At 67.5% G+C, this 22428-nt stretch carries 18 protein-coding genes; 11 read left to right on the top strand and 7 right to left on the bottom strand.

Translation table 11 applies throughout. The annotated features are described in order from the left end of the window. Position 1 precedes the first annotated feature (1 nt). The 5 genes from fliP to fliL all read right to left on the bottom strand — a co-directional run bounded on the left by fliP (position 2) and on the right by fliL (position 3462). On the bottom strand, positions 2 to 823 hold the full coding sequence (gene fliP, locus IPF36_RS10845; RefSeq protein ID WP_255519743.1) for a flagellar type III secretion system pore protein FliP: 822 nt from the start codon (positions 821 to 823) through the stop codon (positions 2 to 4). Continuing rightward, a complete protein-coding gene (gene fliO / locus IPF36_RS10840) occupies positions 820 to 1263 on the bottom strand; it encodes a flagellar biosynthetic protein FliO (RefSeq protein ID WP_133094925.1) in 444 nt (147 codons plus the stop codon). The genes fliP and fliO overlap by 4 nt, the downstream gene beginning before the upstream one ends. 68 nt (positions 1264 to 1331) lie before the next feature. Continuing rightward, on the bottom strand, positions 1332 to 1784 hold the full coding sequence (fliN, locus tag IPF36_RS10835) for a flagellar motor switch protein FliN (RefSeq protein ID WP_135703558.1): 453 nt from the start codon (positions 1782 to 1784) through the stop codon (positions 1332 to 1334). Beyond that, positions 1777 to 2796 carry a flagellar motor switch protein FliM gene (fliM, locus tag IPF36_RS10830; protein ID WP_133094778.1) on the bottom strand — a complete coding sequence of 340 codons (1020 nt, stop codon included), beginning with the start codon at positions 2794 to 2796 and terminating at the stop codon, positions 1777 to 1779. The genes fliN and fliM overlap by 8 nt, the downstream gene beginning before the upstream one ends. Before the next feature lie 171 nt (positions 2797 to 2967). Further along, positions 2968 to 3462: a flagellar basal body-associated protein FliL gene (gene fliL / locus IPF36_RS10825; protein WP_135703559.1), complete on the bottom strand. Its 495-nt coding sequence runs from the start codon at positions 3460 to 3462 to the stop codon at positions 2968 to 2970. A gap of 871 nt (positions 3463 to 4333) precedes the next feature. Between fliL and acnB the strand changes: the two genes are divergently transcribed. The 4 genes from acnB (at position 4334) to IPF36_RS10805 (ending at position 10350) form a co-directional block, all read left to right on the top strand. Further along, the gene (acnB, locus tag IPF36_RS10820) at positions 4334 to 6925 is read left to right on the top strand and encodes a bifunctional aconitate hydratase 2/2-methylisocitrate dehydratase (protein WP_195427963.1); all 2592 of its coding nucleotides are present in this window, start codon (positions 4334 to 4336) and stop codon (positions 6923 to 6925) included. A gap of 208 nt (positions 6926 to 7133) precedes the next feature. Continuing rightward, a complete protein-coding gene (locus IPF36_RS10815; protein ID WP_135703561.1) occupies positions 7134 to 7838 on the top strand; it encodes a glutathione S-transferase N-terminal domain-containing protein in 705 nt (234 codons plus the stop codon). A 133-nt stretch (positions 7839 to 7971) separates the two neighbouring features. Further along, a complete protein-coding gene (locus IPF36_RS10810; RefSeq protein WP_135703562.1) occupies positions 7972 to 9315 on the top strand; it encodes a sorbosone dehydrogenase family protein in 1344 nt (447 codons plus the stop codon). Positions 9316 to 9525: 210 nt separating this feature from the next. Next, a complete protein-coding gene (locus IPF36_RS10805) occupies positions 9526 to 10350 on the top strand; it encodes a class I SAM-dependent methyltransferase (protein ID WP_135703563.1) in 825 nt (274 codons plus the stop codon). 49 nt (positions 10351 to 10399) lie between these two features. Here the strand turns inward: IPF36_RS10805 and IPF36_RS10800 are convergent, their stop codons facing one another. Next, positions 10400 to 11251, bottom strand: coding sequence for a helix-turn-helix domain-containing protein (locus tag IPF36_RS10800; protein ID WP_135703564.1), 852 nt, complete (start codon positions 11249 to 11251; stop codon positions 10400 to 10402). 167 nt (positions 11252 to 11418) lie between these two features. Here IPF36_RS10800 and IPF36_RS10795 point away from each other — a divergent pair, with 167 nt between their 5' ends. From IPF36_RS10795 to IPF36_RS10785, 3 genes are all read left to right on the top strand, one after another. Beyond that, the gene (locus tag IPF36_RS10795) at positions 11419 to 12900 is read left to right on the top strand and encodes an SLC13 family permease (protein WP_195427962.1); all 1482 of its coding nucleotides are present in this window, start codon (positions 11419 to 11421) and stop codon (positions 12898 to 12900) included. A 210-nt stretch (positions 12901 to 13110) separates the two neighbouring features. Continuing rightward, on the top strand, positions 13111 to 13473 hold the full coding sequence (locus tag IPF36_RS10790) for a hypothetical protein (RefSeq protein ID WP_135703566.1): 363 nt from the start codon (positions 13111 to 13113) through the stop codon (positions 13471 to 13473). A gap of 89 nt (positions 13474 to 13562) precedes the next feature. Then, positions 13563 to 14423 carry a LysR family transcriptional regulator gene (locus IPF36_RS10785; protein WP_195427961.1) on the top strand — a complete coding sequence of 287 codons (861 nt, stop codon included), beginning with the start codon at positions 13563 to 13565 and terminating at the stop codon, positions 14421 to 14423. Positions 14424 to 14438: 15 nt separating this feature from the next. Here the strand turns inward: IPF36_RS10785 and IPF36_RS10780 are convergent, their stop codons facing one another. Next, positions 14439 to 14693 (bottom strand): hypothetical protein, encoded by a 255-nt coding sequence (locus IPF36_RS10780; protein ID WP_135703568.1) that lies wholly within the window; start codon positions 14691 to 14693, stop codon positions 14439 to 14441. Positions 14694 to 14931: 238 nt separating this feature from the next. Between IPF36_RS10780 and IPF36_RS10775 the strand changes: the two genes are divergently transcribed. From IPF36_RS10775 to IPF36_RS10760, 4 genes are all read left to right on the top strand, one after another. After that, positions 14932 to 16089: an acyl-CoA dehydrogenase family protein gene (locus IPF36_RS10775; protein WP_135703569.1), complete on the top strand. Its 1158-nt coding sequence runs from the start codon at positions 14932 to 14934 to the stop codon at positions 16087 to 16089. A gap of 384 nt (positions 16090 to 16473) precedes the next feature. Next, positions 16474 to 17898: a TolC family protein gene (locus tag IPF36_RS10770; protein WP_195427960.1), complete on the top strand. Its 1425-nt coding sequence runs from the start codon at positions 16474 to 16476 to the stop codon at positions 17896 to 17898. A gap of 42 nt (positions 17899 to 17940) precedes the next feature. Further along, entirely contained in the window at positions 17941 to 19155 is a 1215-nt protein-coding gene (locus IPF36_RS10765; RefSeq protein WP_133094927.1) for an efflux RND transporter periplasmic adaptor subunit, read from the top strand. Between the two features lie 13 nt (positions 19156 to 19168). Further along, positions 19169 to 22291 (top strand): efflux RND transporter permease subunit, encoded by a 3123-nt coding sequence (locus IPF36_RS10760; protein WP_133094792.1) that lies wholly within the window; start codon positions 19169 to 19171, stop codon positions 22289 to 22291. The last annotated feature ends 137 nt before the right edge of the window (positions 22292 to 22428 follow it).

Here is a 22428-nt window from a genome sequence, read left to right as displayed (position 1 = left end):
CTCAGTTCATGAAGCTCTGCGCCAGCGATCCCAGCAGCAGCTGCCAGCCGTCCACCAGCACGAACAGCATCAGCTTGAACGGCAGCGAGATGGTTGCCGGCGGCACCATCATCATGCCCATCGCCATCAGCACGCTGGCAACCACCAGGTCGATGATCAGGAACGGGATAAAGATGGTGAAGCCGATCTGGAACGCGGTCTTCAGCTCGCTGGTGACGAAGGCGGGCACCAGGATGCTCAGCGGCACTTCTTCCGGGCCCTGCATCTCCGGCGCCTTGGCCATCTGCGCGAACATCGCCAGGTCCTTTTCGCGGGTCTGGCGCAGCATGAAGGCCTTGAGCGGCTCGGCGGCCCTGGCGGCGGCGGTTTCCAGGCTGATCTTGTTTTCCGACAGCGGCTTGTAGGCGTCGTTGTAGACGCGGTCCAGCACCGGCGCCATCACGAAAAAGGTCAGGAACAGTGACAGCCCCACCAGCACCTGGTTGGGCGGCGAGGTGGCCGTGCCCAGCGCGTTGCGCAGCAGGCCCAGCACGATGATGATGCGGGTGAAGCCGGTCATCATCAGCATCGCCGCCGGCAGGAACGACAGCGAGGTCAGCAGCACCAGCGTCTGGATCGGCAGCGACCAGATCTGGCCGCCGCCCGGGGCGGGCTTGCTGACCACGCCGGGCAGCTGCTGCGCCCAGGCAGGCGCTGGGGCCAATGCCAGTACGGCGGCGGCAAGCGCCAGGACCAGGGCAATCGACAACGGGCGGTAGCGCGCGGCCACGGCGAGGCACGCGGGCCGGAAGCGGCGCCGCCATGCGGCACGCAGGGAATTCATGACTTGAACTGGGATTGCAGCGAACGCAGCAGCTTCTCGGCGAAGGTGCCGCCGGTCGGCGGTTGCGGCATGCCGGTGGCGTGTGCCGGGGTCAGCGGGTTGGCGGAGGCAGAGGAGGAACCGCCAGCGGTGTGCGCCGGCATGCTGTGCAGCGGGCGGATTTCGCCGGGGCTGACGCCCAGCACCAGCCAGGTATCGCCGACTTCCACCAGCACCAGCCGCTGGCGCGCGCCCAGCATGGTGCTGCCGACCACCTTCATCACCCCGCCGGTGGCATGGCGCACCAGTCCGGCACGCCGGGCCAGCCATGCCATGCCAAGGATCAGCGCGATCACGGCAAACAGCCCCAGCCCGGCCTGGGCCAGGCTGCCCGCGCCGCTGATGGCCGGTGCCGGCTTGTCGTCGGCGGCCAGTGCCAGCGCCGGGGTCAGCGCCAGCATCAGCGTGGCGAGACTGGCGCCGACGGCCCGGAGGCGGCCAGCACCGGGCGCGGGGTACTTCCGGATGGTCATTTGTTCAGCTTGCGGATGCGTTCGGACGGCGTGATGATGTCCGTCAGGCGGATGCCGAACTTGTCGTTCACCACCACCACCTCGCCCTGCGCGATCAGGTAGCCGTTGACCAGCACGTCCATCGGCTCGCCGGCCAGCCCGTCCAGTTCGACCACCGAGCCCTGTGCCAGCTGCAACAGGTTCTTGATGGGCACCTTGGTGCGGCCCAGTTCCACCGTCAGCTGCACCGGGATATCGAGGATCATCTCGATATCGTTGTGGAAGCCGCTGGTCGTTTCCTTCGCCAGCGGCTGGAAGACAGTGGCGGCGGCCGGGGTGGCCGCGGGCGCGGAGGCCGCCGAAGGGGCCGCGGCGGGCACCCCGGCGGCTGTGGCGCTGGTCTGCTCCGCCAGCGCGCTGGCCCAGTCGTCCATCGGATCGACCGGCTTGTCCTCGAAGCCGTCACTCATAATCGGTGTCCTCGGTGTCCAGGTGGGATTGGCCGTCCTGGTGATTGATCATTCGTTCTACCCGCAGCGCGTATTGGCCGTTCATGGTGCCGAAGCCGCACTGCATCACGGGCACGCCGTCCACCTTGCCGAAGATCTTCTCCGGCAGCTCGATCGGCAGCACGTCGCCGGCGCGCAGCGCCAGCACTTCGGCCACCGTGCTTTGCAGGTGCGCGAACTCGGCGACCAGTTCCACTTCGGCCGCGCGCAGCTGCCTTGACAGCTGGTTGACCCAGCCCTTGTCGACTTCCTTCTCGTCCTGCAGCGGATTCATCAGCAGGTCCTTGAGCGGCTCGATCATCGCGTACGGCAGGCACACGTGGAGCTGCCCGCCGACTGCGCCCAGTTCGATATGGAAGGCGGTGGTCACCACGGCTTCGTTCTGCGTGGCGACATTGGCAAACTTGGTGTGCATCTCCGAGCGGATGTACTCGGTCTCGATCGGATGCACGGTGCGCCAGGCGCTGCCGTAGCTGGCCAGCGTCAGCTCCAGCATGCGCTGGATGATGCGCTGCTCGGTCTGGGTGAAGTCGCGCCCTTCCACGCGGGTGTGGAAGCGGCCGTCGCCGCCGAACAGGTTGTCCACCACCAGGAACACCAGGTTCGGGTCGTAGACGAACAGCGCCGTGCCGCGCAGCGGCTTCAGGTGGACCAGGTTCAGGTTGGTCGGCATCGGCAGGTTGCGGGCGAAATCGCCGAACTTCTCGATCCTGATGCTGCCGACCGAAATATCCGCGCCGCGGCGGATGAAATTGAACAGTGCCGAGCGCAGCGAACGCGCAAAGCGCTCGTTGATGATTTCCAGCGTATGCAGGCGGCCGCGGATGATGCGTTCCTGCGTCGCCAGGTTGTACGGGCGCACCCCGCTGTCGTCCAGCGCCGGCTCGCTGGCCTTGGGCGTATCGGCCTCGCCGGATACGCCCTTGAGCAGCTCGTCGACCTCGTCTTGCGAGAGGAACTTGTCGTAGGCCATCTGGTGTCCTGCCCCTTGTGCGGCTTTATGCGGCGTCGTTATGGATGAAACCGTTGCGGCATGGCCAGGCGCGCATCACCGTGCCCGGCGGCATGCGTGTGCAGGGCGGGCCTTTGTGGCGGCGGACGGTTTCATATCGGTTTGCGGGCGGGGCAGGGCGCAAGCGGGCGCTTACTGCACCACGAAAGAGGTGAACAACACATCCAGCACGCGCTGGGCCGGCAGGCCGGTGGCGAAGGGCTGGGCGATGGTGGTGCGGATGTCGTCGGCCAGCTTGCGCTTGCCTTCGACCGTGGCCAGATCCGCGGGCTGGCGTGCCGACAACAGCAGCAGGATGCGGCTGCGTGCCTCGGGCAGGTACTGCGCCAGGCGCGCCTGCGTCTCGGCATCCGCCACCTTCAGCGACAGGCCGGTATGCAGGAAGCGGTCGCCGTCCTCGCTCTTCAGGTTGACGGTGAACGCATCCAGCGGCACGAAGATCGGTGGCGGAATGACCGGGGCGGCGGGCGCGGCGGGCGCCGCCGGCAGGCGGTTGCTCAGCACGCTGCCCAGCACAAAGCCTCCGGCACCCAGTGCCACGACAAGCACGCCGCCGCCGATCAGCAGCAGCCGGCCGCGCTTGCCTGTGTTGCTGCCAGTCTGGGAAGGGGAAGCCGTGTTCGCCATGAGAAGCCTGTGTCGGAATGCCTGCCATTCTTACGGAATCGCAGGCCAGCAAAGGGCCGAAAAAAAGGGGGAAACCCTTTCAGCTTGGCCGTTTGAGCGGAAAGGGAGCAGGCATGGCTACGCTAGCGGGCGCTTTGTGGTGCGCGCCTGCAGGGGGGTTAACGAGTGGTGGGGCGGGAACTTGAGTTTGGGGGTGGTGGGGGTGGGATGTGGTTGTTTTTGTGTTTTTGTTTTGCCTGGCGGCTGGCATCTGGCGGGATTTGATATGCCCCGGTTTCGCCCCTAAAGGGGCGAGTCACTTTTGCCCGAGCGGCAAAAGTAACCAAAAGCGCGTAACGGCCCTGCGGGCGGCCACCGTTTTCTCCCCTCTCCCGCTTGCGGGCGGGGGAGAGGGCCGGAGCCGCCACGGAGTGAAGCCCAACCAATTCGCTCAAGCCGACCCCTGCGAGGCCCTGCAACGAAGCAAAGCCCCGTACGAAAGCCCGGGCACACTACGATAAGAGTGGCCGCTCGCACGGCCGTAAACGCGTTTTTTGGTGGCTTTTTGGCGCTCGGCCAAAAAGTGACCTGCCCGGGAGGGCGGAACAGGGCGCATCCATCACCACCAGATACCAAGCCGAAGGCGCACGAACCCATCAAATGCCATGCCAAAGCCACATATCCAAGACAAAGCCACCATTCCCGACTCCGCTACTCAAGTAGTCCCCCTGCAACCCACCAACTCTTCTATCCAGAACCCCATTGATTAATAAGGATTTTCAAAACCCAACTCTTATATAAGATATAAGACATTTGACCGAAGCCCCCACACCGACTACAATCGCGAACGTCAAAGGAAGTTTTTCAAAACCTAATTACTCAGCAGGTTCCCATGCTTGAAAACTATCGCGCACATGTGGCCGAGCGCGCCGCGCTTGGTATCCCTCCTCTGCCCCTGACCGCCAAGCAGACGGCCGAGCTGATCGAACTGCTGAAGAACCCGCCCGCAGGCGAAGAGCAGAACCTGGTCGACCTGATCAGCAACCGCGTTCCCGCCGGCGTGGACGACGCCGCCAAGGTCAAGGCCTCGTACCTGGCCGCCGTCGCCCTGGGCAAGGAAAAGTGCGCGCTGATCTCCCGCGCCAAGGCTACCGAGCTGCTCGGCACCATGCTGGGCGGCTACAACATCTCGCCGCTGATCGAGCTGCTGGACGACGCTGAAGTCGGTACCGTGGCTGCCGACGCGCTGAAGAAGACCCTGCTGATGTTCGACGCCTTCCACGACGTGAAGGAGAAGGCCGACAAGGGCAACGCCAACGCCAAGGCAGTGCTGCAAAGCTGGGCCGACGCCGAATGGTTCACCAGCCGACCCGAAGTCCCGCAAAGCCTGACCATCACCGTGTTCAAGGTGCCGGGCGAAACCAATACCGACGACCTGTCGCCGGCCCCGGACGCCACCACCCGCCCGGACATCCCGATGCACGCGCTGGCCATGCTGAAGAACAAGCGCGAAGGCGCGGCGTTCCAGCCGGAAGAAGACGGCAAGCGCGGCCCGGTCAAGTTCATCGAATCGCTGAAGGAAAAGGGCCACCTGGTTGCCTACGTGGGCGACGTGGTCGGTACCGGCTCCAGCCGCAAGTCCGCCACCAACTCGGTGCTGTGGTTCACCGGCGAAGACATCCCGTTCATCCCGAACAAGCGCTTCGGCGGCGTGTGCCTGGGCAACAAGATCGCCCCGATCTTCTACAACACCATGGAAGACGCCGGCGCACTGCCGATCGAGCTGGACGTGTCGAAGATGGAAATGGGCGATGTGGTCGAACTGCGCCCGTACGAAGGCAAGGCCCTGAAGGACGGCGCAGTGATCGCCGAGTTCAAGGTCAAGTCGGACGTGCTGTTCGACGAAGTCCGTGCCGGCGGCCGTATCCCCCTGATCGTCGGCCGCGGCCTGACCGCCAAGGCGCGTGAAGCGCTGGGCCTGGCCCCGTCGACGCTGTTCCGCCTGCCGCAAAACCCGGCCGATACCGGCAAGGGCTTCACGCTGGCGCAGAAGATGGTCGGCCGTGCCTGCGGCCTGGCCGAAGGCAAGGGCATCCGCCCGGGCACATACTGCGAACCGAAGATGACCTCGGTGGGCTCGCAGGACACCACCGGCCCGATGACCCGCGACGAGCTGAAGGACCTGGCCTGCCTGGGCTTCTCGGCCGACCTGGTGATGCAGTCGTTCTGCCATACCGCCGCCTATCCGAAGCCGGTCGACGTCAAGACCCACCACACCCTGCCCGAGTTCATCAGCACCCGCGGCGGCATCTCGCTGCGCCCGGGCGACGGCGTGATCCACTCGTGGCTGAACCGCATGCTGCTGCCGGATACCGTCGGCACCGGCGGCGACTCGCACACCCGCTTCCCGATCGGCATCAGCTTCCCGGCCGGTTCGGGCCTGGTGGCCTTTGCCGCCGCCACCGGCGTGATGCCGCTGGACATGCCGGAATCGGTGCTGGTCCGCTTCAAGGGCCAGATGCAGCCGGGCGTGACCCTGCGCGACCTGGTCAACGCGATCCCGCTGTATGCGATCAAGCAAGGCCTGCTGACCGTGGCCAAGCAAGGCAAGAAGAACATCTTCTCGGGCCGCATCCTGGAAATCGAAGGCCTGCCCGACCTGAAGGTCGAGCAAGCGTTTGAACTGTCGGACGCCTCGGCAGAACGCTCGGCCGCCGGTTGCACGGTGCGCCTGAACAAGGACCCGATCATCGAATACATCAACAGCAACATCACGCTGCTGAAGTGGATGATCGCCCAGGGCTACCAGGACCCGCGCAGCCTGCAGCGCCGTATCAAGGCCATGGAAGCGTGGCTGGCCGATCCGAAGCTGCTGGAGCCGGACGCCGACGCCGAGTACGCCGCCGTGATCGAGATCGACCTGGCCGACGTGCACGAGCCGATCGTGGCCTGCCCGAACGACCCGGACGACGTCAAGACCCTGTCGGACGTGGCCGGCGCCAAGATCGACGAAGTCTTCATCGGTTCGTGCATGACCAACATCGGCCACTTCCGCGCGGCTTCCAAGCTGCTCGAAGGCAAGCGCGACATCCCGGTCAAGCTGTGGGTGGCGCCGCCGACCAAGATGGACCAGAAGCAGCTGACCGAGGAAGGCCACTACGGCGTGTTCGGCACCGCCGGTGCCCGCACCGAAATGCCGGGCTGCTCGCTGTGCATGGGCAACCAGGCACAGGTGCGCGAAGGCGCGACGGTGATGTCGACCTCGACCCGCAACTTCCCGAACCGCCTGGGCAAGAACACCAACGTGTACCTGGGTTCCGCCGAACTGGCAGCGATCTGCTCGCGCCTGGGCCGCATCCCGACCAAGGACGAGTACATGGCCGATATTGGCGTCATCAACCAGAATGGCGACAAGATCTACAAGTACATGAACTTCGACCAGATCGAGGACTTCAAGGAAGTGGCTGACGGCGTGACGGTCTGAGCGTCGCACTGAGCTGGTAAGGGCGGCGGGGCGCCGCCGCACAACAGCGCCCCACACGGCAAAACAAAACCCCGCATCTCGCGAGAGACGCGGGGTTTTGCATATTGGCCAGCCTCCCGGCATGGTTTGCCGCGCCGGGCTATCATCCGGGCTTTCAGCCATCCGGTGCCGGCCGCGCGTCTGGCACCATGCCACCACCGGAGCCCACGTGTCCGATCTGTCCGCCTTCCCCATCACCCGCAAATGGCCGGCGCAGCATCCCGAGCGCATCCAGCTCTATTCGCTGCCGACGCCCAACGGCGTCAAGGCATCGATCATGCTGGAAGAGACGGGCCTGCCGTACGAGCCGCACCTGGTGCGCTTCGACACCGACGACCAGCTCTCGCCGGAATTCCTGTCGCTCAACCCCAACAACAAGATCCCCGCGATTCTCGATCCCAATGGCCCGGGCGGCAAGCCGCTGCCGCTGTTCGAATCGGGCGCGATCCTGCTGTACCTGGCCGACAAGTCGGGCAAGCTGATTCCGGCCGATCCGGCACGGCGCTACGAGACCATCCAGTGGCTGATGTTCCAGATGGGCGGCATCGGCCCGATGTTCGGGCAGGTCGGCTTCTTCCACAAGTTTGCCGGCAAGGCCTATGAAGACAAGCGCCCGCGCGACCGCTACGTGGCGGAAAGCCGGCGCCTGCTCAACGTGCTCGAGCAGCGCCTGGCCGGGCGCGCGTGGATCATGGGCGACGAGTACACCATTGCAGACATCGCCACCTTCCCGTGGGTGCGCAACCTGGTCGGCTTCTACGAGGCAGGCGACCTGGTCGGCTTCAAGGATTTTGCCAACGTGCGGCGCGTGCTGGAGGCGTTCGTGCAGCGCCCGGCGGTGGTGAAGGGGCTGGATACGCCGCATCGCGGCTGAGTGCCGGCATGCGGTGGGCCGGCGTGGGCGTTGTCCTACACCGGGCCTTCCCAGGGGCCTACAGAGGGGACGGCGGCACGCATCCTATAGTCGAGTAGCGGGCGCATCCTGCCTCGCCCGAGGAGTCCGCACCATGCCGCTGCCCGAGCCCTTCCCGCCTTCTTCCCGCTTGTGTGGCGCAGTGCTGCTGGCGGGCGCCGCCGCGACGCTGGGCGCGTGCGGCGAATCGGCCAAGCTGCCTTCCGAGGCCGGCTTCGGACCCACGCCGCAGCTGCCGCCGCCGAACGAGACCGCCATCCCCACCGTCAAGATCGCGCCCGCCGTCGGCTGGGGCGAAGGGCAGCGCCCGGTGGCGGCCGAGGGCATGGCGGTGACCGCCTTCGCCGACAAGCTCGATCATCCGCGCTGGGTCTACGTGCTGCCCAACGGCGATGTGCTGGTGGCCGAGAGCAATGCCCCGCCCAAGCCCGACGACGGCAAGGGCATCAAGGGCTGGATCATGAAGAAGGTGATGAAGCGCGCCGGCGCCGGCACGCCCAGCGCCAACCGCATCACGCTGCTGCGCGACAGCAACGGCGACGGTGTCGCCGACCAGCGGTCGATATTCCTGAAAAACATCAACTCGCCGTTCGGCATGGTGCTGGTCGGCAACGATTTCTACGTGGCTGCCACCGACGCGGTGCTGCGCTTCCCGTACCAGCCCGGCCAGACCGAGATCGCCGCGGCGCCGCAGAAGGTGGTCGACCTGCCCGGCGGGCCGCTCAATCACCACTGGACCAAGAACATCATCGCCAGCCGCGACGGCCGCAAGCTCTACGTGACAGTGGGCTCTAACAGCAACGTGGCCGAGAACGGCATGGACAAGGAAGCGGGCCGCGCCGCTATCTGGGAGGTCGATCCCAGGAACGGCTCGCACCGCATTTTTGCCAGCGGCCTGCGCAATCCCAACGGCATGGCGTGGGAGCCGGTCACCGGCGCGCTGTGGACCGCGGTCAACGAGCGCGACGAGCTCGGCAGCGACCTGGTGCCCGACTACATCACCACCGTGCGCGACGGCGGCTTCTATGGCTGGCCATACAGCTACTTCGGCCAGCACGTCGACAAGCGCGTCAAGCCCCCGGCGCCCGACCTGGTGGCCAGGGCGATCGTGCCCGACTACGCGGTCGGCGCGCATACCGCGCCGCTGGGGCTCGCGGCCGCCACCGGCAACAGCCTGCCGGCGCGCTTCAGCGAGGGCATGTTCGTGGGCCAGCATGGGTCCTGGAACCGGCGGCCGCTGGCGGGGTACAAGGTCATCTTCGTGCCGTTCAGCAAAGGCCGTCCGAACGGCGCGCCCTTCGACGTGCTGACCGGTTTTGTCGACGGCGAGGGCAATGCGCGCGGCCGGCCCGTGGGCGTGGCGATCGACAAGCGCGGCGGGCTGCTGGTGGCGGACGACGTCGGCAATGTCATCTGGCGTGTGAGCGGGGCGAAATAGCGGCCAGGCCCATGCCGGACTGCCCCGGCGCTGCCACGCTGCGCTGCGTGTGAGCGGGGCCATCGCCTGGCCATCTGCTGGCCATTTCCAGGCCATTGCGCCGGCGCCACGCTGACTATACTTCGCTTGGAGGGGGCCGCGGCGCATCAATCGTGCCTGCTTCGTCCCCGCGCAAACCGCAGCCTGGACACCGACGCCTGGGAGGGGGGCATGGATCACACCGGAGATTCGTTTCGCGCCTTTGAGCTGGCTGGCTGGGAGGACCCCGAAGTCGTCAGCCGCTACCAGGAGCACCTGTCGCACGTGACCCGGCAATCGATCGAGGCGCTGCTGGACGACGCGCGCGCCGCCAGCGGGCAGCGTGTGCTCGATGTCGCCAGCGGCTCGGGCCATATCGCCGCGGCGGCGGCACGGCGCGGCGCCGAGGCCATCGGCATCGACTTCTCGCTGGCGCAGGTGGAGCTGGCGCGCAAGCTGTATCCCCACATCGACTACCAGCAGGCCGACGCGCAGGCGCTGCCCTTCGGCGACGCCAGCTTCGATGTCGTGGTCAACGGCTTCGGCATGTGCCACCTGTCCGATCCCGATGCCGCGCTGCGCGAAGCCTTCCGCGTGCTGCGCCCAGGCGGTCGCATAGCCTTCACGGTGTGGGATGCCCCCGAACGCGCGGTGGGCTTCGGCGCGGTCTATGCCGCCATCCGTGCCTATGGCTCGATGGAGGTCGACCTGCCGGCGGGGCCCAATTTCTTTCTCTTCAGCGATCCCAACGAGTGCCGCAGCGCCTTGCAGCAGGCCGGCTTCGTTGCCCCGTCGTGCCGGCACGTGCACCAGGTATGGCGCTTTTCCACGCCGGACCAGCTGTTCGATGCGCTTGCGCAAGGCACCGTGCGCGCGGCCGCCACGCTGCGCGCGCAGACCCCGCGGGCGCGCGACGAGATCCGGGCCGTGCTGCGCGGTACGGTGGCCGGCTATATGCGCGGCAGCGGCTTCGAGGTGCCGATGCCGGCGGTGCTGGCCGCCGCGGTGAAGCCCTGACCCGGCGCCGCTGTACGTTACCCACCCGCGTCACCTCCCGTGCGTCACCTCAAGCCAGCACGCGGCGCCGGCGCGCCATGAAGTCGCGCGGGGTTTGCCCGAGCGCGCGGCGGAACATGGTCGAAAACGCGCCCGCGTGGGCGTAGCCGGTTTCCGCGGCCACATGCGCCAGCGGCCGGCCGCGGCTCATCAGGTCGATCGCATGGGCCAGCCGCAACTGCTGGCGCCAGCTGCCGAAGCTGGTCTTCAGCTCGCTTTCGAACAGCCGCGCCAGCGTCCGCTCGCTGGCGCCGGTGCGGGCCGCCCATTCGGACAACGTCAGGCTGGAGCCGGGATCTTCCATCAGCGCGTGGCACAGCGCCTGCAGCCGCCGGTCCGACGGCAGCGCCAGCCCCAATGACAGCGTGGGCGCGGCCGCCAGTTCCTCCACCAGCAGGCTGGCGCAGAGCTGGCGGCGGCGCTCGCCGAGCGTGTCGTCGTGGGCCAGGGCCTCCATCAGCTCGCGCAACAGAGGCGACACCTCCAGCACCGCGCATGAATCGGCCGACAGCGCGCAGGCCTGCGGCGCGATATAGCAGGCGTAAAAGCGCACCGTGCCCAGCACCACCACGTTGTGCTCCACGTCGGGCGGGATCCAGACTGCGCGCATCGCTGGCACCAGCCATGTGGTGCCGCCGGCGGTGATGCGCAGGCTGCCGCTGATCGGGAACGACAGCTGGCCCCACGGATGGCGGTGCGGGTGGATCACCGCGTTGGGAGGCGGCCGGCGCAGGTGTGCGATCACCGGGTCGGCGGCGCTGGGACGTGCGCGCGGCACCGGCGAGTAGACCGGGCGGCGGCGGGCCGGGGCGGGCGGCGAGGCGGCAGGCAGGGCAGGGGCGGGGGCGACGTCGTGTGGCATGAAATCGTAAGAAATTGCCTGATTAGTGTAACTCCGCCAATCGCGGTCGGCCTACGATGCATCGAGCGGCCGCGACCGGAAACGTGACCGGCCGATTGCCGAACAGGCACCGGCCCGCCGAAATCGCGCGCGGCATGGGACCGGCGCCATAGACGAGATGTTCTTCCATGCCTCCATTCGTACGCCGCGCCGCGGCGCGTTTCGGCCTGAGCGGCCCGGATGCCACGCTGGCCGCCACCGCGCCGGTGCGGGACACCATTTCCGACCCCGGCCTGCGGCAATCCGGCAGGGCCGCCTTTGCCATCGGCGTGTGCATTGCGCTGGTGTTGAGCGCCGGCCACGCCATCGACGCGCCGCCGGCGCTGGTCTGGGCCGCGGCGCTGGTGTTGTCCACGGTGTGCTGCTGGGCGCTCGGCGCCTTGCCCGAGCCCACCGCCACGCTGCTGTTCTTCCTGTGCGCGGTCGTATTCCAGATTGCGCCGCCCAAGGTGGTGTTCAGCGGCTTTGCGTCGCCCGCGTGGTGGCTGATGTTCGGCGGCGCCGTCACCGGCGTGGCGCTGCGCAACAGCGGGCTGGCGCTGCGGCTGGCCGACGCCATCTTCCAGCGCCGGGTGCACGGATATCCGCAACTGGTCGCGCTGGTCGCGGCCAGCGCCGTGGGCCTCGCGTTCCTGATGCCGTCCACCACCGGCCGTGTGCTGCTGCTGGTCCCGATCGTGCTGGCGCTGGCGGACCGCGTGGGCCTGGGCCCCGGCTCCAACGGCCGTATCGGTCTGGTGCTGACGGTGGCTGCGGCCAGCTATATGCCGCCGACCACCATCCTGCCCGCCAATATCCCCAACAGCGTGCTGCTGGGCGCGGCCAGCTCGCTGTACGGCATCAACCTCAGCTACGGCGGCTACCTGCTGCTGCACTTCCCGGTCCTGGGCCTGCTCAAGACCGTGGTGCTGGTCTGGCTCGTGTGCCGGCTGTTCCCGCACGACGCGCCGCTGGCCGCGGCGCCGGCGACAGCGCGCGCGCCGATGGGCCGGCAGGAGCGGCTGCTGGCGGTCATCCTGGCGATCGCCGTGGTGGGATTCGCCACCGACGCGCTGCATGGCATCTCGCCGGCCTGGATCGCGCTGGCCGCAAGCATCGTCTGCCTGCTGCCGGGCGTGGGGCTGGTCTCGTCCAGGGCGCTGGCCGAGCAGGTTCACCTGGTGCCGCTGCTCTATGTGGCGGGCTTCCTCGGACTTGGCGCGGTGGTGGAGTCGACCGGCCTGGGCACTGCCGTCAGCCACGCGCTGCTGAAGTGGCTGCAGCTGACGCCGGGGCACACGGTGGCGAACGTCGGCGCGCTCGGCGCCGTGGGCGCCAGCATGGGCCTGATGACCACGCTGCCGAGCCTGCCGGCGGTGTTGTCTCCGCTGGCGCGGGAATTTGCCAGCGCCACCGGCTTGCCGCTGGAGACGGTACTGATGCTGCAGGTGCCGGTGTTCTCCACGGTGTTCTTCCCCTACCAGTCGCCGCCGATCGTGATCGCGATGCAGCTGGGCGGCGTCGGGCTACGCCATGGCACGCGGCTGTGCCTGGCATTGGCGGCCATCACGGTGGTGGCGTTGCTGCCGCTGGATTACCTCTGGTGGCGGCTGCTGGGGTACCTGCCCTGAGCTTCATGCGGTGTTGGACGGATACCGACAGCTTTTCGCTGGTCGTCGGCCCGGTGCCAACGAATGATCAGCGGAACAGCCCGGAAAGTGCCCTGCACCGCGCCGCAGGCGGCGTAGTGGTGGTGGCACGGTCATTGCGGAATGGACAGCGAGCGCGGCGCCGATGCTCGTTGTCCCACCCGCCAGCAATGGCTTCCCCGGAGAACACCGATGAACCCCCAATCCCCCTGCCAGCGCGGGCAGGCCGCATCGCGCCCGCAAAAGAAACTGCTGCACCGCACCCGCCGCGCCGTCGTGCTGCTGCGTGTGCTGGGGCTGTGCCTGAACAGCGTCGCCTGCGCACAGGCCGAAGCCCCGCAGCCTGCCGCTCCCGCGGCAGCGGCTGTCACCCCTGAACAGAAATTCGCCCCCGGCTACCTCGAGGCCGTGTCCACCGGCTATGACAATGGCGTGGCGTGGCGGGAACCGGAAGGCATCGCGCCGCTGCGGCAGCCGCGCGAGGTGCGTGGGCCGAGTGCGGGAGATGCCGGCGCGGCGATGCGACCGGTTTCGGCAAAGCCGCGGGTTCGTTGAGCGGGATGCAAGGGAGTCAGTGTGAGATTTCCGATTCTCGGTTGGGATCTGCTTACAATCCGTCACACCGGCCCAACGCAGCCCCGACCATGGACATCGAACTCGCCCGCACCTTCCTGCAAGTCGTGCGCACCGGCAGCCTGCTGGCGGCGGCCGACAAGCTGCACGTCACGCAAACCGCGGTAACGGCCCGGATCAAGAGCCTGGAGTCACAGCTGAACTGCCGGCTGTTCGAGCGCAACAAGGCCGGCGCGCGCCTCACCGCCGACGGCCAGCGTTTCCTGGGCTATGCCAGCCAGCTGGTGCAGACCTGGGAGGCGGCTTGCCGCGAGTTGCCACTGCCGGCTGGGCTGGCAAACCTGTTCCGCTTTGGCGCCGAGATCAGCCTGGGCAATCCGCTGGCGCTGCTGTGGGCCACGCGCATGCGCCAGCAGATGCCGGCGCTGGCGGTGCGCGCTGAAGTGGGGGAGGGCGAGGCGCTGCAGTACAAGCTGCAGTCGGGCACGCTCGATGCGGCGCTGGTCTACCAGCCGGAGTACGCGCCCGGCATGCATGTCGAGGCGCTGATGGAGGAAAAGCTGATCCTGATCCGCTCGGCCCAGCGCGACGGCCCCTATGTCTACGTTGACTGGGGGCCGGAATTCCGGCGCCAGCATGACAGCGTCCTGCCCCAGCATGCGCGCGCGTCGCTGTATTTCAACCTCGGGCCACTGGCTTTGCAGTACATCCTCCAGTTCGGCGGCAGCGGGTATTTCCGTACGCGGGTCGTGCAGAGCTACCTCGACAGCGGCGCGCTGGTGCGAGTCGACAGCGCATCGGAATTCTCGTATCCGGTCTTCCTTGTCTGCGCCAGGACGCCAGCCGGCATGACGCAGGAGGCCGTGCGCATGCTGCGCGATATCGTGCGCGAAGAATCGGACTGGTCGCAGCGTTGGGACGTGCCACTGTAGCGGGCGCCCGCGGCATCAGGCGCGCACTGGCATGGGCCGCGCCGACAGCCCCGCCCAGCCGGGCATGCCGGCCGGCACCAGCCGGTACTGCCGCACGCGCTTGCCGCCCCGCGGCCGGCGCGGCGGCCTGGGTTCGAGGCCGGCGAAGCGGCCATGCCGCTGCACGCGCTCGAATACCGGTTCAGGTACCCGCGTGCCGATCAGCCAGGTAACAGTGCCTCCCAGCGCCAACAGCGCCAGCGCCAGCGCGATCCAGAGGACGGTTTCCATGATTTCCCGCTCCATCGAATAAGTGTCGGTGTCTCCTAGTATTGGCACAAACCATGCCCGCGGGTAAATGAAAGTTATCATGGGTTCATATCAATAAAACTGCATTGAATGGCCTGTCCCGGCAACGCCAGCGTGGGCACGGGTTGTAGAAAAATCATCTTTTCCGACGAACCTCAGGCGCGCGGCACGGCAGACACTCAACCGATCCGAACATCACACCAGAAGGGGGACTCCAGCCATGCAACGCCTGATCTTCGAAGCCGAACACGACGCCTTCCGCGAATCCGCCCGCCGCTTCTACCAGCGTGAGGTCGGGCCGCACGGCGAGCGCTGGCGCGAGCAGGGCTGCGTCGACCGCGAGGTGTTCCGCAAGGCCGGCGAGCAGGGCTACCTGCTGATGTGGGCCGACGAGAAATACGGCGGCGCCGGCGTCGATGACTTCCGCTATGAGCAGATCCTGATCGAGGAAAACGCGCGCCATGGCGACTCCGGCTTCTTCGGCACGCTCCATTCGCGCCTGGTGGCGCCGTATGTCGGCCGCATCGGCAACGAAGAGCAGCGCCTGCGCCTGCTGCCGGCCGCGGCGCGCGGCGAGGCGATTTTCGCCATCGCCATGACCGAGCCGCAGACCGGCTCCGACCTGGCCGGCATCCGCACCCGGGCCGAGGATCATGGCGACCACTGGGTGCTGAACGGCGCCAAGACCTATATCTCCAACGGCCAGCTGGCCGACTACGTGGTAGTGGTGGCGCGCACCGACCCCGAGCGCAGCCACGGCCTGACGCTGTTTATCGTCGAGCGAGGCATGCCGGGCTTCGAGCGCGGCCGCAAGCTGCGCAAGATGGGCCTGCATTCGCAGGACACCTCGGAGCTGTTCTTCGACAACGTGAAGGTGCCCAAGGCCAACGTGCTCGGCGAGCCCGGCCAGGCCTTCCGCTACCTGACCCGGCACCTGGCCGAGGAGCGGCTGATCGGCGCCTGCGGCTACATGGCGTCGGCGCAGGTGGCGTTCGACCTGACGCTGGACTACGTCAAGGAACGCAAGGCCTTCGGCCGGCCGATCGGCACCTTCCAGAACTCGCGCTTCAAGCTGGCCGAGCTGCGCGCCCAGCTCGACGCGATCCAGACCTTTGTCGACCAGTGCGTGCTGCAGCATAACGCCGGCACGCTGACGGTGGAGACGGCGGCGTCGGCCAAGCTGCTGACCTCCGAGCTGCAGGGCCGCGTGGTGGACGAGGGCGTGCAGCTGCACGGCGGCGCCGGCTATATGGAGGAGTACCGCATCTGCCGGATGTACACCGATGCGCGGATCTCGCGAATCTACGCCGGCAGCAGCGAAATCATGAAAGAAATCATCGGGCGCAGCCTCGGGCTGGACGACCGCGCCAAGGCATAAGCCACCAGGGCGGCCAAGGCTGGAATAACGGACCGGGAATCACCGACGCACGCGTCGGTGATTCCCGGGCCGCTTGCATTCTTGATCGAAGTCGCGCGGACTGGGGTTTTCACGCAGTTAAAGGCTTTTGTCAGCGATATGAAAGCCGTTTGTAAAGCGATTCGGTTTGAATGCCGTCGGGAGATCGTGCCCGGGTGGCGTTTGAAGCATCGGGATAGCAGGGCGAGGGCGCGCGAGGACGCGGCATGACAGCCCAGCCGGGCGACCGCCGGAGCAGCTGCCAGACGGATGAAAATTCATCGGTCGGTGCACCGCTTTGGGGGCACGGTCGTTTACCGCAGACCGTTGACCGCAAAACCGCTTTCGAACCGAGCCTGACTGACCGTGCCCGTTGTCTTTGCCCGTGCCACCGCGGGAACCCTGCTCCTGCTGGGCGTTCTCGCCACACCTGCGGCCAGCATTGCCGCCGAATCCGAGCCTGCGGCCGATACCGCCGCCGATACCGCCGCCGCCGATACCGTCGATGCCGCCGCCCCCTGCACGCCACCGCCCGCCGGCGCCACGCTGACGCTGGCCCAGGCGCGCCTGGACGCGCTGCGCTGCAACCGCACCATCATTGCCGCGCGCCGGGGCGTGGAAGCCAGCCAGGCCGATGTGCAGATCGCGTCGCAGCGGCCCAACCCGGTGCTGAGCCTGGGTGTGGAGAACATCAACCCGCACGCCGGCGTCGGCTCCGGCAACCTGCGCAGCAAGACGGTGGACTCCAAGCTGCGCGTCGACCAGCTCATCGAGACCGCCAACAAGGGCAACCTGCGCGTCGACGCCGCGCAAAAGGCCAGCGCCGCGGCGGGCGAGGCGGTGCAGGCCGTGGTGGCGCAGCAGACTGCCGCGGTCGAGCAGGCCTTCTTCGAGGCGCTGGTCAGCCAGGAACACGTGGCGGTGCTCCGGGAAACGCTGGCTTTGTACGAGCGTACCCGCCAGGCCAGCGAAACGCGGCTGAAGGCAGGCGACGTGGCGCGCGCCGACGTGAACAAGCTGCAGCTCGACGTCCTGCGCGCGCAGAACGACATGCGCCAGGCCATGACCGACCACTACAGCGACAAGGCCGCGCTGGCGCAGGCGATGGGGGTTCCCGGCACGCTGTCGGATAACCGGCTGGTCGCCGACTGGCCAGCGCTCGATGCGCCGGCGCCGCAACCCGATCCCTACCTGCTCGAGCGCCGCCCCGACGTGACCGCCGCCGAGGCCCGCCTGGCAGCGGCCGCCGCCGCGCGCGACCTGGCCCGCGCCGGACGCGTGCCTGACGTGACCATTGGGGCGCAGGCCGAGCACTATCCGGTCTCTCCCACCAACTCCTATGGCACCGGCAACAGCTTCGGCGTGTTCCTGTCGATCCCGCTGTTCGTGCGCCACCGCAACAGCGGCGAGGCACGGCGTGCCGAAGTCGACTACTACGCCGCGCTGGACGACCGCAACCGCGTGATGCTGGAGGCGGGCAACGAAATCGACCGGCTGCGCAGCCAGCTCGAAACCGCGCGCCAGTCGCTGCGCCAGATGCGCGACGAAGTGCTGCCCGCCGCGGAAAGCGTCGCCGGCAGCGCCGAGTTCGCCTACAGCAAGGGCGCCACCGGCGTGCTCGACCTGCTCGACGCGCGCCGCGCGCTGCGCCAGACCCGGCTCGACGCCGTCGAAGCGCAGGGCGCATACGCCAAGGCGTTGTCGGCCTACCGCGCCGCCTTGCAGACCTCCAAGACCTCCAAGACCTCCGGCACCGCGGGCGCGCCCGTGGCCTCGCAGGCACGTCCCTGATACCGCAGTTCCCGCGCATTCTTCATGTCTTACTTGTCACGCATGTTCCGCCGCACGTCCTGCACCCATCGTCCGCTTTCCACCGCCGTGCCCGCACGGCTGTCTTCCGTCTGCGCCATGGCGCTGTGCGCGCTGGTGCTCGCCGCCTGCGGCAAGTCCGAGCCGCCCAAGCCCGATGACGATCCCAAGGTCAGCGGCAACACCATCCAGTTCCCGGCCAGCGTGAAATCGCTGCCCGGCATTGCCGGCGAACCCGCCAAGTCCGGCGGCGAGCGCATGCTGAACCTGCCGGGCCGGCTGGTCTGGAACGAGGACAAGACTGTGCGCGTGTCCACGCCCTTTGCCGGCCGCGTGACCGAGGTCCTGGTGCAGCCCGGCGCCACGGTCAAAGCCGGCCAGCCGCTGGCCAGCCTGACGTCGCCGGACTTCGGCGTGGCCCAGGCCGACGCACGCAAGGCTGCCGCCGACAGCGCGGTCGCGGCCAAGGCGCTGGCGCGCCAGCGCGAGCTGTACGGCGCCGGCGTCATCGCACAGAAGGACCTGGAACAGTCGCAGGCCGACGCGGCGCGCGCCGCGGCCGACCTGCAGCGCACGCAGGCGGCGCTGCGCCAGTACGGCGCAGCGGCGGGCAGCGACGGCGTGAACCAGCGCTTCGCGCTGCGCAGCCCGATCGACGGCCTGGTGGTCGAGCGCAACATCAACCAGGGCATGGAGCTGCGCCCCGACCAGCCGCCGGCCGCGCCGCTGTTCCTGATCACCGACCCCACCACGCTGTGGGCGCAGGTCGATGCCGGTGAATCCGACCTCAGCCTGTTTCGCGACGGTGTCATCGTGCAGGTGGTCACCGCCGCCTACCCCGGCGAAACCTTCACCGGCACCGTGGTCAAGATCGCCGACTATGTCGACCCGACCGCGCGCAGCATCAAGGTCCGGCTGAGCGTGCCCAATCCCGGGCGCCGCCTGAAGGCCGAGATGTTCGTCACGGCGCGCCTGCCCGCGGCGTCGTTCGAAGGCATCGCGGTGCCATCCAAGGCCGTGTTCCTGGCCGACAACCGCAACTATGTCTTTGTGCGCACCGCCCCCAATACCTTCGAGCGCCGCCAGGTGCGCGTGGGCGTGACCATGCCCGGCACCACCGAACTGCTGGAAGGCGTGAAGGAAGGCGAGACCGTGGTGACCGAGGGCAACCTCTACCTGCAGGACATCCTGCGCGATGCCACAGCAGTCAATGCGGCGCGTGCGGCCGACAAGAAGTGAGGACGGCCGCCACATGATCTCGCGCATCGTCAGCTTTGCCCTGCACCAGAAGCTCTTTGTCTGGCTGGGCCTGCTCATCTTCGTCGGCGGCGGCCTGGCCGCGTTCAAGAACCTGCCCATCGAGGCCTTCCCCGACGTATCCGACATCCAGGTCAACGTCATCACGCTGTACCCGGGGCGCGCCGCGGAAGAAGTCGAGCGGCAGGTCACCATCCCGATCGAGACCGCGCTGGCCGGCACGCCCAACGCGGTGCGGGTGTTCTCGCACACCCAGTTCGGCCTGTCGTTCATGATGGTGACCTTCAATGACCGCGCCACCGACGTGACCGCGCGCCAGCAGATCCTGGAGCGGCTGCGCAGCGTCGACCTGCCCGACGGCGTGCATCCGGACCTGGCGCCGCTGTCGACCGCGATCGGCGAGATCTTCCGCTTCCGGCTGACCGGCAAGGGCTATACGCCGCAGGAGCTGCGCACGCTGCAGGACTGGGTGGTCGAGAAGAACCTGCGCCAGGTGCCGGGCGTGGCCGACCTGGTGACGATCGGCGGCACCATCAAGCAGTACGAGGTCAACCCCAACCTCGCGCGCATGCGCGACGCCAAGATCTCGCTGTCGCAGCTGTTCACCGCGCTGCAGCGCGCCAACGCCAACGCCGGCGGCGGCGCCGTCGCGCACGGGCGCCAGCAGTTCCTGCTGCGCTCGCTGGGCAGCTTCCGCACCTCGGCCGACATCGCCAACGTGGTGGTGGCCGAGAACAACGGCACGCCGATCCTGGTCAAGGACATCGCCGACGTCAAGGTTGGCAGCGCGCCGCCGCAGGGCCTGATGGGCCAGGACGACGAAGACGACATCGTCTCGGGCATCGTGGTGATGCGCAAGGGCGAGAACCCGTCGCTGGTGCTCGAAGCGCTGAAGAAGCGCATCGACCTGCTCGACGACCAGATCCTGCCCAAGGGCGTGAAAATCGTGCCGTACTACGACCGCTCCACGCTGATCGACAAGACGCTGCACACGGTGTTCGGCAACCTGGTCGAAGGCGCGCTGCTGGTGATGGCCGTGCTGTACCTGTTCCTGGCCAACGTGCGCGCCGCGGCGATCGTGGCGCTGGTGATCCCGCTGGCGCTGCTGTCGACCTTCATCGGGCTCACCTGGGTCGGCATCCCGGCCAACCTGCTGTCATTGGGGGCGATGGACTTCGGTATCATCGTCGACGGCGCGGTGATCGTGGTCGAGAACATCTTCAAGCGCCTGGGCGAGCTCAAGGAGCAGCAGATCCGCGACAGCAAGGCGCGGCTGCACGCGATCCTGCTGGCCACCACCGAGGTGGGCCGCCCGACCGTGTTCTCGATGGTCATCATCATCGCCGCGCACATTCCGATCTTCACGCTGCAGCGGCACGAGGGCAAGATCTTCGCGCCGATGGCCTATACCGTGACGGGTGCGCTGATCGGTTCGCTGATCATTTCGCTGACGCTGGTGCCGCTGCTGTGCCACCTGCTGCTGACGAAGAACATCGCGCACGACGACAACTTCATCGTGCGCCATTGCAAGCGGCTGTACGAGCCCATGCTGGGCTGGGCGCTGGACCACAAGAAGCTGGTGATCGGTGCCGCGCTGGGCCTGCTGCTGGTGACGGTGGGCGTGGGCAAGTTCCTCGGCAGCGAATTCCTGCCCGAACTGGACGAAGGCTCGATGTGGGTCAGCTTCGACCTGCCGGCCTCGGTCTCGGTCGATGAGGCGCGCGACCAGGCGCGGCTGCTGCGCAGCATCATCCGCAAGACGCCGGAGGTCAATACCACCATCTCCAAGGTGGGCCGCCCCGACGACGGCACCGATCCCAAGCTGATCAACACCGTCGAGGTCCTGGTCGATCTCAAGCCCGAGAAGCAATGGCGCGATGGCTTCAACAAGCGCGCCATCATCGGCGAAATCGACAAGAACCTGCGCCAGCTGCCTGGCATCGAGCCCAATTTCTCGCAGCCGGTGCGCGACAACATCCTGGAAAGCATCTCGCAGATCAAGGGCCAGATCGTGATCAAGGTGCAGAGCGACAGCCTTGAGCAGAACAAGAAGGTGGCCGACCAGATCCTGGCCAACGTGCAGTCGGTCAAGGGCGTGATGCGCGCCTTTATCGACCGCGACGGCGAGCTGCCGCAGTATGTGCTGGAGTTCGACCGCGCCCAGGCCGCGCGCTACGGCATCAACGTGGCCGACGTGCAGGACCTGATGGAAACCGCGCTGGCGGGCAAGGCCGCCACCGAGCTGTGGGAAGGCGAGCGCCACTTCAGCGTGGCGGTGCGCCTGAAGCCGTCCGAGCGCGAGCTGCCCAACCTGCCCAATATCTTCATGCAGACCGCCGATGGCGCGCAGGTGCCGCTGTCGCAGCTGGTGACCTTCCGCGCAGCGTCGGGCGCGATGAACATCAGCCGCGAGAACGGCCAGCGCACCACCTCGATCGGCATCTTCATCCGCGACCGCGACATGGGCAGCGTGGTCAAGGACATGCAGGCGCTGGTGAAGAAGAACGTCAAGGCCGACGACGTCAAGATCAGCTGGTCGGGCGAATTCGAGAACCAGGAGCGCGCCATGGCGCGGCTGGCGATCGTGGTGCCGCTGTCGGTGCTGATGATCTTCCTGCTGCTGTTCAACGCGTTCAAGTCGTTCAAGAGCGCGACGCTGATTATCTCGAACATCCCGTTCGCGCTGGTCGGCGGCGTGTTCGCGCTGTTCCTGACCGGCATCCCGCTGTCGGTGTCGGCGGCGATCGGCTTTATCGCACTGTTCGGCCAGGCCGTGCTCAACGGCGTGGTGATGGTGACCTACTTCAACCAGCTGCGCGACGAGGGCATGCCGGTGCGCCAGGCCGTGCTGACCGGTTCGATGGACCGGCTGCGCACAGTGCTGATGACGGCGCTGCTGGCAATGCTTGGCCTGTTCCCGATGGCGATCTCGCGCGCGATCGGTTCGGAGACGCAGCGCCCGCTGGCCATCGTCATCATCGGCGGCCTGATCACCGCCACGGTGCTGACGCTGATCGTGCTGCCGACGCTGTACGAATGGATGGTCGGCCGCAACTGGCCGGACGAAGAAGCCCCGGCGCCTGACGAGAACAGGCTGACGACGTCTATCTCCGGCTGAGGCTCCCCGGCTGGTGTCCTCCCCTGTTCCGTGAGCGGTACAGGGGATTCTTTTTTTGCGCGCTATCCCCGCAAGTGCCGCTCCCGGACCCTGGTGTCGGAATAGTCTGACGCGCCTTTCGGAACCCAACGCCTGCT

It is taken from the genome of Cupriavidus sp. IK-TO18, from assembly GCF_015549295.1.
Taxonomy (GTDB): Bacteria; Pseudomonadota; Gammaproteobacteria; order Burkholderiales; family Burkholderiaceae; genus Cupriavidus; species Cupriavidus oxalaticus_A.
This window is presented reverse-complemented; position numbering and strand designations above follow the sequence as displayed.